The organism is Paenibacillus sp. JNUCC-31 (genome assembly GCF_014844075.1).
Lineage (GTDB): Bacteria > Bacillota > Bacilli > Paenibacillales > Paenibacillaceae > Paenibacillus.
Window position 1 is genome coordinate 2882122 of record NZ_CP062165.1, and the last position, 14769, is coordinate 2896890.

10 protein-coding genes are annotated in these 14769 nt (G+C 47.2%); 5 read left to right on the top strand and 5 right to left on the bottom strand.

Features of this window, described 5'->3' with window-relative positions:
* Positions 1 to 29: 29 nt before the first annotated feature.
* Positions 30 to 620, top strand: a complete 591-nt coding sequence (locus JNUCC31_RS12455; protein ID WP_192271517.1) for a GNAT family N-acetyltransferase — start codon at positions 30 to 32, stop codon at positions 618 to 620.
* A 181-nt stretch (positions 621 to 801) separates the two neighbouring features.
* Here JNUCC31_RS12455 and JNUCC31_RS12460 read toward each other — a convergent pair whose 3' ends face one another.
* Positions 802 to 2103 (bottom strand): serpin family protein, encoded by a 1302-nt coding sequence (locus tag JNUCC31_RS12460; RefSeq protein WP_192271519.1) that lies wholly within the window; start codon positions 2101 to 2103, stop codon positions 802 to 804.
* A 198-nt stretch (positions 2104 to 2301) separates the two neighbouring features.
* Here JNUCC31_RS12460 and JNUCC31_RS12465 point away from each other — a divergent pair, with 198 nt between their 5' ends.
* Positions 2302 to 2904 carry a hypothetical protein gene (locus JNUCC31_RS12465; RefSeq protein WP_192271521.1) on the top strand — a complete coding sequence of 201 codons (603 nt, stop codon included), beginning with the start codon at positions 2302 to 2304 and terminating at the stop codon, positions 2902 to 2904.
* Between the two features lie 163 nt (positions 2905 to 3067).
* On the opposite strand, the gene JNUCC31_RS12470 is transcribed toward JNUCC31_RS12465, so the two are convergent.
* From JNUCC31_RS12470 to JNUCC31_RS12485, 4 genes are all read right to left on the bottom strand, one after another.
* A protein-coding gene (locus tag JNUCC31_RS12470; RefSeq protein WP_416234357.1) for an IS3 family transposase occupies positions 3068 to 4395 on the bottom strand; the annotation gives its coding sequence in 2 pieces (ribosomal slippage) (positions 3068 to 4026 and positions 4026 to 4395; 1329 coding nt in all).
* 524 nt (positions 4396 to 4919) lie between these two features.
* Positions 4920 to 6800: an ABC transporter ATP-binding protein gene (locus JNUCC31_RS12475; protein WP_192271523.1), complete on the bottom strand. Its 1881-nt coding sequence runs from the start codon at positions 6798 to 6800 to the stop codon at positions 4920 to 4922.
* On the bottom strand, positions 6797 to 8524 hold the full coding sequence (locus tag JNUCC31_RS12480) for an ABC transporter ATP-binding protein (RefSeq protein ID WP_192271525.1): 1728 nt from the start codon (positions 8522 to 8524) through the stop codon (positions 6797 to 6799). The genes JNUCC31_RS12475 and JNUCC31_RS12480 overlap by 4 nt, the downstream gene beginning before the upstream one ends.
* Positions 8521 to 9063 carry a MarR family winged helix-turn-helix transcriptional regulator gene (locus tag JNUCC31_RS12485; RefSeq protein WP_192271527.1) on the bottom strand — a complete coding sequence of 181 codons (543 nt, stop codon included), beginning with the start codon at positions 9061 to 9063 and terminating at the stop codon, positions 8521 to 8523. The genes JNUCC31_RS12480 and JNUCC31_RS12485 overlap by 4 nt, the downstream gene beginning before the upstream one ends.
* Positions 9064 to 9343: 280 nt before the next feature.
* Between JNUCC31_RS12485 and JNUCC31_RS12490 the strand changes: the two genes are divergently transcribed.
* The 3 genes from JNUCC31_RS12490 (at position 9344) to JNUCC31_RS12500 (ending at position 14725) form a co-directional block, all read left to right on the top strand.
* The gene (locus tag JNUCC31_RS12490; protein WP_192271529.1) at positions 9344 to 11617 is read left to right on the top strand and encodes an S-layer homology domain-containing protein; all 2274 of its coding nucleotides are present in this window, start codon (positions 9344 to 9346) and stop codon (positions 11615 to 11617) included.
* Between the two features lie 166 nt (positions 11618 to 11783).
* Positions 11784 to 13592 carry a sensor histidine kinase gene (locus JNUCC31_RS12495; protein WP_192271531.1) on the top strand — a complete coding sequence of 603 codons (1809 nt, stop codon included), beginning with the start codon at positions 11784 to 11786 and terminating at the stop codon, positions 13590 to 13592.
* Positions 13589 to 14725 (top strand): response regulator, encoded by a 1137-nt coding sequence (locus tag JNUCC31_RS12500; RefSeq protein WP_192271533.1) that lies wholly within the window; start codon positions 13589 to 13591, stop codon positions 14723 to 14725. Before JNUCC31_RS12495 ends, JNUCC31_RS12500 begins: the two co-directional genes overlap by 4 nt.
* Positions 14726 to 14769 lie beyond the last annotated feature (44 nt).

The window sequence follows — 14769 nt, forward strand, 5'->3', positions numbered from 1 at the left end:
GTATTTTTGAACTACAGGAGGAATGAACCATGTCCCAACCAACACCATCCCAACGAATCCCACGTCTGTTGGAAACGAAGCGCATCTATCTGCGTCCGCTTGAACCAACTGACATTGATACCTATTTTCCCGGATTGTTTGACCCCGAGATGCGCAGACTCACCGGAACACAAAACAGCTTTACCCGTACCCAAGTAGAACGCTACATCGAAAACGCGGCCCAGGATGACTCGCGGTTGCTGCTGCTGATTGCCTTACAGGAAAATGACCAGGTCATCGGGGATATTGCCCTAATGGACATGCACGCCAAGAATCGCAGTGCGCACATTCGGATCGCCATTGATAACATTGAGCACCAAGGAAAGGGGTATGGAAGCGAAGCTATGCTTCTCATGCTGGATTATGGTTTCGGCATCTGCAATCTGCACCGAATCGAACTTGAAGTATATGCCTTTAATCCACGTGCTATTCATACATATGAGAAGCTCGGATTTCAGCGCGAAGGCGTGAAGCGGGATGCTTTCTATTATAATCACCAATATCACGATGCCATTCAGATGAGCATACTGGAGGATGAATTCCGTGAACGCCATACCCCCCGTCAGACAGGTAACGATTAGTCTATTTGCCCATTTAAAAAGAAAAAACCGCGGAGCAGTAACCGTCCGCGGTCAGAAAAGTCAGATGATCGGCCAGCGTGACAGCTCGCTGGGTATCTATATATTTAAATCCATTCGTATCGTTTGACTCCGGCCCATCCATCACATGAAAGAACGGTTTGGAAGGTTTGCTCTACTGCGCTTATTTCTCCTCAAGTGGTTCCGGGTTATAAATAGATCCAGCAAACACCCATGCATCTGTAGCCTCATCTACTACAGCGACCATAAATGGACGATTCACCTCAAACTTCGCCGGATCAGTTGGCGGAGCACTTCCGGCCTCCATTCCCACCATTGTTGAAGCAGCAGCTACAGTACCTTGCTCGTTAACCTCCATCACTGCATGATGAAGTATCTGACCAATGTATGCTTGCAAGTTCGGTCCGGGAGTAATCATATCCGTGAAATTGGCGGCATAAGGGTCAAAGGCCATTTCCATACCCAGCCGTTGCAATACCTCTTTCAGGTTCAAGCCATACTCTGCACGAAAACGTGGCAAGGACAGCTCAACCAGCCTGTATTCAGAACCGGTATCGAGTCTTTTCGGGTCATCCAGCAACTGCTGATGGACCTCTTCCAACGTATGACCCTCTCGCGGCAAAACGACGAGTAGATACATCTGTCCTTCTCCGTAGGGCAGTCTAACCGCCTGCCAATCCTCATTCTCCGTGTAGTGGAACTGCCTCGACTGATGCATCATCCGCACAGAAAGGGCTTTTCCACTTGCCGGCTTGAACTCGTCGTCAGTCGTGTACTCCGGGTTAAACTCATCCATCCAGTTTCCATCAAATGCAATAGCATTCACCAGAATCATCAGAGCTTCATCTCCAGGAGGCTCCTGCATCAAATTTGGGATCATGCCTTCGGTATGCTGCTTCACCCATTGGTTGATCTCTTCCTTTGCTTGTGCCGGTTGTTCATTCAACGTCCTGATCTCGGCATCATAAGCGTGCTGTATGGTTGTTTGGTATGCTTCCTCTACCGGAATTCCTTTCTTCGTCCACATGGAGTTCGCTACACCGATCTGTATGCCTTTTCCCGGATGGGTCAACAACTGCTGCAAAGCCGCTTGAGAAGCATTCACTCGGTCCATTTCCATCCCCGACCAGCCCATGACCTCTGCCATCTCTCGCCTGGTCTCACCTATGCTACCGTTATATGCCATGCCAATCGCCGCCGCAATGCTGTAAGGTGAAATCAGCAGATTATTCCCGCCAGCCTTCTCTTTTGCGCTCATCTGTTGAAGGATGCGCAGCCCCATGGCGTTCATGGCTTGGACTCTTTCGGGTTTGATTTCTTTGAGAGCAGCATTTCGTTCTGTCTGGGATAGCTCCTGATTCGAATTGGATTCCATCTTGTCCGGGTCCTCCTCTGATGAACAGCTTGTAATGATCAGCCCACTTATACAACATAATAACAGCAGTATCCCTAACCGTGTATGCATCGTAATCCCTCCTCATCCGTAGTACTCAGATACTCGTCAAAGCTATTCACTGATTTCCTTTTTTTACTAGACGTATGGTTGAGAAAAAAGGTTACTTACACTTCTATACCAGGGTCACCAATTTCTACTGTAGAAAGCACCATTCAAAACGAGTCAAAACGGTTATATCTATACCATATACGAATGGAGGGATTCCCTATGATTCCGTCAACGTTGGAACAATTGGAGCAAGTTCGCAAGGAATGCCGTACCATGGTCAAAAAGAGAGCCACCGCTTCAGCCGGTTCAACACTCGTTCCTCTTCCCGGTACAGACGTACTGGCCGATGTGGGGATGCTCATGCAGCTATTGCCTGCCATTAATAATAAATTTGGATTATCGCAAAAGCAGCTTGATGGTATGGACCCTGAGACCAAATCCATGATCTACGGGTTCGTCATGTCCATCGGAAGTAAAATCATCGGACGTATGGTAACCAAAGAACTGGTGGTACAGGTGCTGAAAAAAGTCGGGGTACGCGTAGCTACCAAATCGGTCGCCAAATTTGTCCCTTTTGCAGGTCAGGGGCTGGCTGCCGCACTCAGCTTCACGGCGATGCGTTATGTCGGGAATAAACATATCGAGGACTGTTATGAAGTTGTGAAACGCATGATCGAGCAGCGTGAATTACTACCGGGTGAACCAGCGCCTTCTGCGCTTGAGGAAGCTACCGGTGACGCGAAGGTGGAAGTGAAGACGTCCTCCAGCTCCTTCGCAGATGTACCTGCGAAGGAGCCTGACGATCAGCAAGAAAGTAAATAAATGAGTCGTGATAATTTCGGTTATACAGTGCCGATATGACAAAATTGGATTATCTTATAAGACTCTTGGAACATCGTATGTGGATAAGATGAAGAACCTAGACAACAAAAAGGGACGCAGCAGTGGTAAAATGTACCCCTTGTAAAGGACAATTAAAAAAAGGTTAGGCCACCTCAAGCTGCTGCCTGTAACGCGCAGGCGGCAGCTTCTTTAAGTTCCATTGACCTCGATAATGATTGTAATAGATCATGTAGCTTTTCACTTCTTGCGTAACTTCTTCCAAAGTCATACACGTTTTGAAATTCGTTTCATCTTTAAAATGCCCAAAGAATGATTCTTGTGGAGCGTTATCCCAACAGTTTCCTCTACGTGACATGGATTGACTTAGCCCCATTTCTTTCACAAGCTTTTGGAACTTCGGATTGGTGTAGTGAAATCCTTGATCCGAATGAATCAAGGCATCCGAGGTGAGATGGCGATGTTTCTTGAGTTGTTTCAACGTGTCGATCGCAATGTCCAAACCAAGTGAAGCAGAGACTTCATAGGCTAAAATTTCATTCGTTTCGGCGTCTTTTATCGTGGACAGATAGGCCCGCTTGTTTTTCCCATAGGTTAAATACGTGATGTCGGTTAAGAGAACTTGACCGGCGACCCCTGGCTTAAAGGCTCGCTTTAACGTGTTGGGACAGGTTCGATGCTCTTGAGTGGCTTTGGCCATACGTCGTGCAGGATTGGCTTTTCGAATCGGACAAACGATGTTGTACTTTTGCATGACTCGACGGATACGCTTGAGGTTGTATGTAACTCCATATTGGTTCTCCAGCGTCATTTTGATTTGACGAGCTCCCTTCTTCCTTCCCCGGTAACGGTAGGCTTTCAGAAGAATCGCTTTGACGTTTTCATCGTTTTGTTCCTGTTTTTGACGATGTAATTGAGCATTTTCACTACGATATCGATAGTAGCCCGAACGTGAGACCCCGGCGATTTCACATAGAACATGCACCTTTCGCTGGAGAGGGTATGCCCTCATCATCTGTTGAATCAGTTCGAATTTTTGCCACGTACTTAATTGAATTTCTTTTTTCTCATCTGCCTTTCGAGTTGATCGAGCTTTTTTAAGAATTCATTCTCCGCTTCAAGCCATTTCATTTTCGCTTCTAAACGGGCATATTTTTCTTCGAGACTTAATTCGCGGGTCAGAGGACGTCCTGAGGCGTGTTTTCTAGCGTCTGTTAATCCTGCAGGTCCTTGTTCCTGAAAAGCCGCACGCCATCGATTGGAAGCCTTTCGAATCCGGGTTGCCCCCAAAACGTCAATGGCAAAGCCCGCCTCCTGAAAAATCTCACTTGGAAACTTACCTTGATTATACTCTTGAATAAATCGTTCTTTAAAAGCATCCGTATATGTAATGGCTTTAGCACTGACATTTTTCACATAGGGATTTGTTCTTAACTGAGCTTGCTCTTGAGTTGTAAATAACTTTTTAGACATCCACTTTGACCACCGCTCGTTTTTTATTCATTGTACACAAAAAAGACCCTATAAGATGACCTTTTTAAAGTGTCCATCTTATAGGGTACATTTTATGGTTCACATGGCTTCGTCCCTTTTCGTTGTTACTATCTTCTAGACTGCATCGTATCTTTTGCTCTGTTGTTGCAACCTCAGTATGATGATGATCTGTGGACGAACGTTTAACGAACCGAGCACACGCTATTGGGCCAAATAACACCATTTCTGCGGTCTAACGAACCTCAGACGCTTTATTTCCTCATTCTGTGCTCCCTTTCGCCGCTTTTTACTAATTTCGTGGGATTAGCGTGTCTCCAGTTCGTTAGCTCTGGCATCCCACGCTAATCCCCGATATAAGGTGCCCTCGATTCGTTAGCGTTGGGAGATGAGACATCGTACACTGCATTGCATGATACACTGCTTCTTGCCCTGCATCACACCATTCACGATAAATAGCCGGGATCACCCAGAGGGTGCCCGGCTATTTTTAACGCTGTCAGTTATTAGATCGCCTGCGGCTGTTGCTCCGTGAACTGACTGTTGTACAGATCGGCATAGAAGCCCTGTTTGGCCATTAACTCCTCATGATTGCCCTGCTCAATGACGTTACCATGATCCATGACAAGAATCAGGTCGGCACCACGAATGGTGGACAATCTATGGGCAATGACAAAGCTGGTGCGATCCTTCATCAGATCATTCATCGCTTTCTGGATGAACACTTCAGTCCGCGTATCGACACTGCTCGTCGCTTCATCCAGAATCAGAATGGCCGGATTCGCCAGAATCGCTCTCGCAATGGTCAGCAATTGCTTCTGTCCTTGGGAAATGTTCGATGCTTCTTCATTCAGCACCGTGTCATATCCATCAGGCAAGGTACGAATGAAGTGATCGGCATGGGCTGCATCGGCCGCTCTGATGACTTCCTCTTCCGTTGCACCTTCCCGGCCATAGGCAATGTTGTCACGGATCGTTCCGTTGAACAGCCATGTGTCCTGAAGCACCATCCCAAACAGGCTACGCAGCTTACCGCGTTCCATGTCCACGATATTAACGCCGTCAATCGTAATTTGGCCGTCCTGAATTTCATAGAAACGCATCAGGAGGTTGATCAAGGTCGTTTTCCCCGCCCCAGTAGGCCCGACAATGGCTACCGTCTGTCCCGGTTTTACATCAATATTCATATTATGAATGAGTAACTCATCCGCTTTATATCCAAAATTCACACCATGGAATGCAACGGCACCCTGTGGCTGCTGCAATTGTACCGGTTTTGAAGACTCCGGAACTTCTTCCTCTTCATCCAGCAATTCAAATACCCGCTCCGCCGAAGCGATCGTGGACTGAATGATATTCGAGATGTTGGCGATTTGGTTGATCGGCTGAGTGAATTGACGGGAGTACTGTGTAAATGCAAGGATATCCCCGATGGAAATGGCACCACGCGTAACAAAGATCCCACCGACTACACAGATCAGCACGTAACCAAGGTTACCTACAAACGTCATCAGCGGCATGATAATACCCGAGATAAACTGGGCTTTCCAACCGGATTCATACAGTTCTTCGTTCACTTTTTCGAACTGTTCTACCGAATGCTCTTCCCGTCCAAAGGCTTTGACCACCTTGTGTCCGGTGTACATTTCCTCGACATGCCCGTTCAATTCACCAAGTGATTTTTGCTGGCCTGCAAAGTGCTTTTGCGAACGGGATGCCACCAGCATTACAACAACTACGCTTAATGGCAGTGTCAAAATGGTAATGAGGGTCATCCATGGACTAATGGTCAGCATCATGATGATAACTCCGACAATGGTGACTACAGACGTAATGAACTGTGCCAAACTTTGTTGGAGCGTATTACTGATGTTGTCCACATCATTTGTCGCCCGGCTTAAGGTTTCCCCATGGGTACGGGAGTCAAAATATTTCAGTGGCAGACGTCCAACCTTGGCACTGATCTGCTCACGCATGTCATACACAACTCGCTGAGCGACACCAGCCATCAGATATTGCTGAATGTACATGAAAGCTGCACTAAACAGATAGAGTCCCACAAGCAGATACAATACTTTCATCAAGGCAGGAAAATCAATCCCGGCACCTTGCACTCCCTGAAGGATGGCAATAGCGCCTTGACTGAGAATATCGGTCCCTTCCGCCATAACCTTCGGACTGATGATGCTGAACACGGTACTTAGAATTGCAGCAACCAACACACCCAGCAAACGATAGCTATGAGGCTGAAGATAACGCATCAAGCGCCGCAGTGTACCCTTGAAATCCTTTGCTTTCTCCACAGGAGGCCGCATGCCCATTCCGCCTCCGGGATGACCCGGCCCGCCAGGGGGACGAGGTGACTTGCGTTCTGTACGTTCACTCATGCGATCTCCTCCTCTGTCAGCTGGGAGGATACAATCTCGCGATACACTTCATTGTGCTCCAGCAGCTCTCTATGTGTTCCTGAACCGACAATCCGTCCCTCATCCATCACCAGAATACGATCCGCATCCATCACCGTACTTACACGCTGAGCCACAATAAGCACTGCTGCTTCAGTCGTTTCAGTCTTCAGGGCAGCACGAAGTTTGGCATCGGTTTTGAAATCGAGAGCCGAGAAGCTGTCATCAAAAATATATACTTCCGGACGGCGAATGAGTGCGCGTGCAATGGACAAACGCTGCTTCTGTCCACCGGATACGTTGTTACCTCCCTGCGCAATGACGCTGTCGTAACCGTCTTTCATCTCCGTAATGAAGTTCTCTGCCTGGGCCGTTTGAGCGGCTCGCACAATTTCCTCCATCGTGGCGTCATCCTTCCCGTGCCGAATATTCTCCGCAATCGTTCCGGTGAAAAGAACCGCCTTCTGCGGTACAAATCCAATTTTGGCCCGCAAATCTTCCTGCCGAAGCTCACGCACATCCGTACCATTCACCCGTACAGTACCCTCGGTTACATCATAAAAACGTGGGATAAGACTAAGTAATGTGGATTTCCCTGAGCCCGTACCGCCAATAATGGCTGTAGTCTCACCCGGGCGTGCCGTAAATGAAATGCCTGACAAAGCAGCATTCTCTGCACCCGGATAACGGAATGTCACGTTGTCGAATTCAATGGTGCCTTGCAGCGATTTCATATTTCGAGGCTGCTCTGGGTTGCTGAGATCCGGATGCATATCCAATACTTCGTTGATCCGCTCTGCCGAAGCCGAAGCTCTTGGAATCATGACAAAGATAATGGAGACCATAATGAGAGAGAACATGATTTGCATCGCATACTGAATAAAGGCAATCAATGAACCAATATCCATATTGCCGCTGTCAATCCGCTGTCCACCAAAATAAAGGATCGCAATCATAGAAAAGTTCATAACCAGCATCATGACAGGCATTAATGTTGCCATGAGTACATTCACTTTAATGGAAACGTCTCTCAGATCCGTATTGGCTCCATTAAAACGAACACGCTCATGCTCCCCGCGATTAAAGGAACGAACTACACGAATCCCTGTTAGTTGCTCACGCAATACCAAATTAAGTCGGTCCAGCTTTTTCTGAATTTGTTTGAACAAAGGCAGACCCTTCGCACCAATCAGTGCAATGGCTCCCGCCAGCACAGGCAGGACCACCAGGAAGATGGTCGATAATTTGGCATCCTGGGATACAGCCATAAAGATACCACCGATACACATCATCGGAGCCATAACCATCATGCGCAGCATCATCGTTAGTACGTTCTGAACCTGCGTTATATCATTGGTCGTACGGGTAATCAGCGATGCTGTACCCAATTTATCGAATTCCTGTAACGAAAAGTTCTCCACATGGCGGAACACTCTGCTGCGCAGTTTTTTGGCAAATCCACCCGCTGTACGGGAGGACAGATAACTGGCTGTTACGGAACAGGCTGTGCCTCCAATGGCGATTACCAGCATCCAGCCGCCAATCTGCCAGATGTAAGGAACATCCCCTTTTACGATACCGTCATTGACGATATCCGCCATCAGGGTTGGCAAGTACAGCTCAGCCAATGACTGCAGCAGCACCAGACCCAAAATAAAGAAAATGGGGATTCGGTACGGCTTCAGCATGCGAAACAATTTCATCATGGCTTATCATCTCCTTGTGTGGACGTATCCGTCTGTTGGGAAACCAATGTATCAAAAAAGGTGTACACCTTGGTCAACAACTCCGCTAATTGAAGACTGTCTTCCTCTCCCAAATGCTCGACGAGCTGGTTGAATGTTTGCATTCGCTCCTCATGTGCAGCTCGAATAATCTCTCGGCCTGCGTCGGTAATGGTGATGCGAACTGCCCGTCGATCCTCGGGGTCCATAGTTCGCTTGACCAGTCCCTCATCCTCAAGACCTCGAATGACAGGAGTAATCGTCGGTGATTTTACGCGCAACAAAGCACTGATTTCCGATACTTTCAGTCCTGGATGATTCGATTGGATTGTGTCATTGAAATCAGGCGGATTGTCCTTCCAGTTCAACCGTTCTCCAGGATGCATGCCGTGGAGTAAACTGCCCAATACCATAATTTCATTATGATTGCGCCCATGAGGTTTATGCTGCCTCCATTTGCCTTTACTAAACTGCATGATGGAGTATAAAACCTTCTGGGCGACCGGATCTATACCAGTCATTATTGTCCCCCCTCTTATTTTCGTTATCATTCCATAGAGATCCAACACCATAGGATATCTATTAAATAGCATCTCAATTAAATAGCCATTCAATTAATTAGGTGTACTAAGTATATTCTTGTGAAAGTTGAAAGTCAAACAACAAATTTATATATAAATTTAACACCCCAAGAGGCTACTTAGGCTTGGGGTGTTGGGTTTGTCATTTTCCCGTCATTGGCAGTAGATATACTTGTTTTAAAAGCAATTAGTCACAATTTGAAGGAGATGAAGGTTCGAAATGAACAGGTTTACAATAGGAAAAACAGGGGTGCTGCTGGCTTTGTTTGCAGCTTTGCTGAGCGGTTGCGTGGGAAACTACTCTTCCGCAAAGGTTGTTTTTAAGAATGATAAGCCAAATGCAGACGAACAGCTTTATATCCGTTATGCGGATGGAACTGTAGCTGACGTTCCAAATCCCGAAGCGGAAACAACCGTTACCGTTCCACTCGATAATAGTAAATTAACGGTCGGTGGATATATTGAAAGCAACGACATCGCATGGGTACCGCAATACTCCTATGACTCAAGTGATTTTTCAGATATTAAGCTGAATATCGACGCCATTGCGAACACAAAACCTTCCATGTCCGCTCATCGTGTGGATTTCACCGAAGCGCCGAAGATGGATGCCTCTCATCCTGGATACGCAAGTGTTACACTTAGCGTATATGACGGTCAAGATGATCTTGTGGATGGTCAGACCGAAATCTTTTTGAAAAGCGATACTTCGAACGTGTTGTTTTATAACACCAATCCACGGCCGAATAGCGGACAAATGACAGCTAATGGAGCATTTTCCTGGTATACGACAAACGGATACGTCACATTCCTTATTCAAGCCAATTCTCCTCAAATCAATAAAAAAATTAGTGTGTATTCCGGATCTAAGCTTCTGACGGATAATCTCTTTCATGTCGTGTCCGATATCAAGGTATACAGCACGAACGTCGCCAATTCGATTCCAACGGGCCAAACGTTGTCCATGAATGCAGAGGTGACCCCAGCGAACGCAATTAACCCTGCCGTAACCTGGTCTGTCACCAATGAAACAGGAACAGCAACCATCGACTCAGAGTCAGGTGTACTGACAGCCGGAGATCCAGGGACGGTCTTGGTACAGGCTACTGCAACGGATGGTAGTGGAGTCGTCGGCAGTGTTCGAGTTACGATCACGCCACTTCCCGTTCTGGTGAACTCCATTACCGTAACAGGAAACACCTCTGTACAAGTGGGCCAGTCCATTCCATTGACCGCGAATGTTCTGCCAGCTGATGCAACGAATTCTTCAGTCGTATGGACAGTACAGAACGGAACTGGCAAAGCGACCATTGATACGAACGGAGTGCTGACTGGAACTTCCGCAGGAACCGTTCTGGTTCAAGCCAAAGCAGCAGATGGCAGCGAAGTATTGGGTGACGTTGAGATCACGGTTACACCTGTTCTCGTGAACTCCATTACCGTAACAGGAAACACCTCTGTACAAGCGGGCCAGTCCATTCCATTGACCGCGAATGTTCTGCCAGCTGATGCAACGAATTCTTCAGTCGTATGGACAGTACAGAACAGAACTGGCAAAGCGACCATTGATACGCACGGAATGCTGACTGGAACTTCCGCAGGAACCGTTCTGGTTCAAGCCAAAGCAGCAGATCTTTCAGGCGTGTTCGGAACCAAAACCATTGAGATTACCGCGATCAACAATGGGGGTACAGGAGGCAACACAGGTGGAAGTACTGGAGGAAGTACTGGAGGTAGTTCAGGTGGCGGTTCAAGCTCAACGCCGACCACTGCCCCAACACCAGCACCAACTCCTGTGGTAAAACCGGAGCCGACTCCCGAGCCAACAACGATACCAAACGCTGTATCAGGAGCGAAATTCAACGAGCAAGTCGTGAATTTGGATAACCTTATGACGAGCCTTAACCAAAAAATTAAAGCAGCACAGTCTAATCCTGCTGTACAGTTATCGGATACAAGTAAGCACTGGGCTGCATCAACAGTAAATACCTTCGTGAAGCTGGGAGTCGTAACAGGTTATGCCGATGGCTCCTTCCACCCGAACGCCAGTATCACACGTGCCGAGTTTGCAACGCTGATCGCCAAAGTATTCGATCTATCGAGTAGCCAGGGCAGTGCAATGAGTGACGTATCCGGTCACTGGGCCGAAGCTTCCATTCGCTCCCTGCAAGGTAAGGGCATATTATCGGGCTACCCCGACGGCACATTCAAGCCAAATCAGGAGATTAAGCGTTCCGAGATGATCGCCATCATCTCTCGCATTATGGATCTGAGGAATGTAATCACGACGGAAGCCCCTGTCATCACGGACCTTGAACAGACCTGGAATAAAGAGCAGCTTCAGCAGGCTGCTGCAGCCGGAATCATCACAGGAGACGGAAAAGGACAGTTCCATCCCGCAGACTCCGCCTCCCGTGCTGAAGCACTGACGATTATGCTACGAGTGCTCCAGACCAATCCCGAACTTGGTGCACTTCTGAAATCCATCCAATAAGTCCGGAATCACATCAGTCCGCTCGGCCTCTCGAAGGCAGAGTGGACTTTTTTTCAAACAAAAAAATGTAAATCCCCCTTTCAAACACATATGTTTTTGATTCTATTTCTGCTAAAATTGGATGCATATCATGCAAGAATATGACTTGATTAAAGGCGGCTCATCTATGAATTATAATCTGTACTTATCTGCACTATTGATGGCTGCAACCTGCTGTTCTTTAATGATGGCTTACCTCTCCTACAAAAGAAGAAATTTGCCCATTGCTGTTAGTTACGGCCTCGGGATGTTTGTCAGTTCTTTTTATACTTTCGGGTACGCATTTGAGATCGTTAGCGGAAGCCTGGATCAGATCCAATTCTGGCTCCGAATCGAATATATCGGCATTCTGCTCGGTCCCATCTGTTTCTTTCTTATGGTGCTGCAATATACGGGACGAGAAGCCTGGGTACGCATGCGTAACGTTTTATTGCTGCTCATTGTACCTCTCCTTACGTTTATCGCACATATCACCAATAAGTCGCATCACCTATACTACAAGAGTATGACGATCGATAATTCCGCAGGCTTTCCTCTGTTCTCTTTTGAGAAAGGACCCCTATATCAGGTTCATGTCCTATTTTCCTACACGCTGTTTTTTATGGGTATTTTCTTCCTTGTACAGATGTTCCGACGTGCTATACCACGCATGAAAAAGCAAATCTCGCTGATGATTCTTGGCTCCTGGGGGCCATTCGGTTTTTCTCTTGTTTACTTAAGTGGTGTCCTCCATTCACCAATCGATATCTCACCTTTTGGATTTATCATCTCGGGTGTCTTCTTTATGTGGGGAATCTTTCAATTCAACATGTTTCGTTTGGCTCCGCTGGCTTGGCAAAAGGTGTTTGAGTCCATGCAGGATGCTGTCATTGTCTTTGATCTGGACCACGTCTTAACCAGTTTCAATCGCTCTGCACGTGGAGTTATTGAGGGACTGCACCCCAAACATATTGGTCAGCCCGCAAGTCTTGTCCTTGCGGATTACCCACTTCTATTGGAGAAATTGATCCAGCAACCCTCTTTTGCCAGCAAGGTTCGGCTATCCGGCGTGCAAAGTAACAAGTTGTATAATGTACATTTTTCTCTGGTAACTCACCGAGGCGGGAAACACATCGGCAAAATGATGCTGCTCAGCGATGTGACTGAAGCCATCCGGGCAGAAGATAAGCTTCAGGATAATGCCAGAAAATTAACTGAATTGAACACATTCAAGGACAGAATGTTCAATGTGGTCGCTCACGATATTCGTGATCCCGTTGCCGTACTTGTCAATCTGATGGATTTGCTTGAAGAAGAGATACAGGACTTCGGCGGGGATTCGGAGGAGATTGTTCAGGAGATGAGACAACAGATCCAGAATACGTTCGCCTTGGTGGAGGGATTGCTCGAATGGTTCCGTAGTCAGAGCGGAGGCCAGGTCTTTCATCCCGTGGAGCGGAACCTGACCCATTCCGTTGAAGCGAGCATACGTCTGCTTCGCTTGCGCAGTGAAAATAAGCAGATTCGGATCATTTCTAACATATCGCCGGGAATCTCCGTATATGCAGACAAGGATATGCTCGATCTGATCCTTCGAAATCTGTTATCCAATAGCATTAAATTTACGAATTTGGGTGGACGAATCACATTGAACGCTAATCGGGTGGACCAGCATATTGTCGTATCCGTAAGTGATACCGGGGAAGGCATCTCGGATGAACATGCACACTCTCTCCTTCAGGACGAATATCCGATATCTGCCACAGGAACTGCTGGAGAACGAGGGATCGGGTTTGGATTGAATCTGTGCAGAGAGTTCGTGCGCCTGAACGGGGGCGAAATCTGGTTTGACAGCAAACTCTCACAGGGCAGCAATTTCTACTTTTCCGTTCCGGTTCCTCCTGAACCTGGTGCGGCTCAGCCACTATTCTCAATGAAAGCGGGGATTGGGGCATGAAAGTCATTCTGGTGGATGATGAGAAGGCCATGCATCTCATTATGAAAAAAATGCTGGCCAAGATCGAGAAGGTCCAGATTGTGGGCGCATTTCTGGATACTACGGCCGCAACAGCATACTTGGCCGATCATGAGGTAGACTTGATTTTTGTAGATATTAACATGCCCAGGGAAAGCGGGCTCGAATTTGCTGAAGGGCTGCGAAAGCTGGGCAAACAGACGCGAATCGTCTTTATAACCTCCCACAAGGAATATGCCTTATCCGCTTTTGATGTCTTCGCTTTTGACTACATGGTTAAACCTGTGGATCAAAATAGACTTCAACAGACTGTTCATCGGGCACTTGAGGAATGGCGTAAAAGCCCGGTAGCTGAGACCACGAAAGTCTCACAGGCTCAATCTGTCGAATTCAATGGGCTGGGGAGAATTGAGATTCAGAGTCCCAAAGGAATCAAAACGAAATGGAAATCCAGCAAAAGTGCAGAACTGTTCGCATATCTGCTCATTCATAAAGGCCGGCTTGTGTCCAGAGCACGTCTAATTGAAAATATTTTTGGGGGCATGCCACAGAAAAATGCGGAAGTCTATCTCAATACGACGGTCTATCAACTGCGTAAACTGCTGGATGCGTACGGATTGAAACAAGTACTTCACACAGACAACAACCATTACGCCCTGAATTTGACGGATATCACAGTAGATTTTCTTCGTTTTGAAGAGGGTTGCAAGATGCTTTCTGTCATTCAATCCGAGGAAGACATTGAGCAGGCGCGGACACTGGAGCAATTATATGTGGGCGATTTATTCGGGGATAATGTCTATACCTGGGCCTGGAGCGAAATCGAGCGTTTATCAATCGTGTATACCTCGTTAACCCGTCGATTATGTCTGGCCCTGATGAGAGTACGCGACATCAGCTCAGCCACCCTTTTGCTCAAGAAGCTGCTGTCTCGTAACGAACTAGACGAGGAATCATTAATGCTGCTCTTGCAGGCGTTAACTACACAGAAGAACAAAGAGGCGCTGATCGAGCAATACGCACATTTTACGAGTCAGTTGCTTCGGGAAATCGGTACAGGCCCTTCTCCCGAAGCATCCGCTCTATACGCAAAGCTGCTGTCTGAACTGGAATAGATATGGGACCATCGGTACGAACTATAACATAAAGAAGCTCCCTT

What these genes read in the sequence shown, in the direction of transcription:
- JNUCC31_RS12495 (WP_192271531.1), top strand. Translation starts at nt 11,784, where the DNA reads ATGAATTATAATCTGTACTTATCTGCACTATTGATGGCTGCAACCTGC.
- JNUCC31_RS12485 (WP_192271527.1), bottom strand. Translation starts at nt 9,063, where the DNA reads ATGACTGGTATAGATCCGGTCGCCCAGAAGGTTTTATACTCCATCATG.
- JNUCC31_RS12460 (WP_192271519.1), bottom strand. Translation starts at nt 2,103, where the DNA reads ATGCATACACGGTTAGGGATACTGCTGTTATTATGTTGTATAAGTGGG.
- JNUCC31_RS12475 (WP_192271523.1), bottom strand. Translation starts at nt 6,800, where the DNA reads ATGAGTGAACGTACAGAACGCAAGTCACCTCGTCCCCCTGGCGGGCCG.
- JNUCC31_RS12465 (WP_192271521.1), top strand. Translation starts at nt 2,302, where the DNA reads ATGATTCCGTCAACGTTGGAACAATTGGAGCAAGTTCGCAAGGAATGC.
- JNUCC31_RS12490 (WP_192271529.1), top strand. Translation starts at nt 9,344, where the DNA reads ATGAACAGGTTTACAATAGGAAAAACAGGGGTGCTGCTGGCTTTGTTT.
- JNUCC31_RS12500 (WP_192271533.1), top strand. Translation starts at nt 13,589, where the DNA reads ATGAAAGTCATTCTGGTGGATGATGAGAAGGCCATGCATCTCATTATG.
- JNUCC31_RS12455 (WP_192271517.1), top strand. Translation starts at nt 30, where the DNA reads ATGTCCCAACCAACACCATCCCAACGAATCCCACGTCTGTTGGAAACG.
- JNUCC31_RS12480 (WP_192271525.1), bottom strand. Translation starts at nt 8,524, where the DNA reads ATGATGAAATTGTTTCGCATGCTGAAGCCGTACCGAATCCCCATTTTC.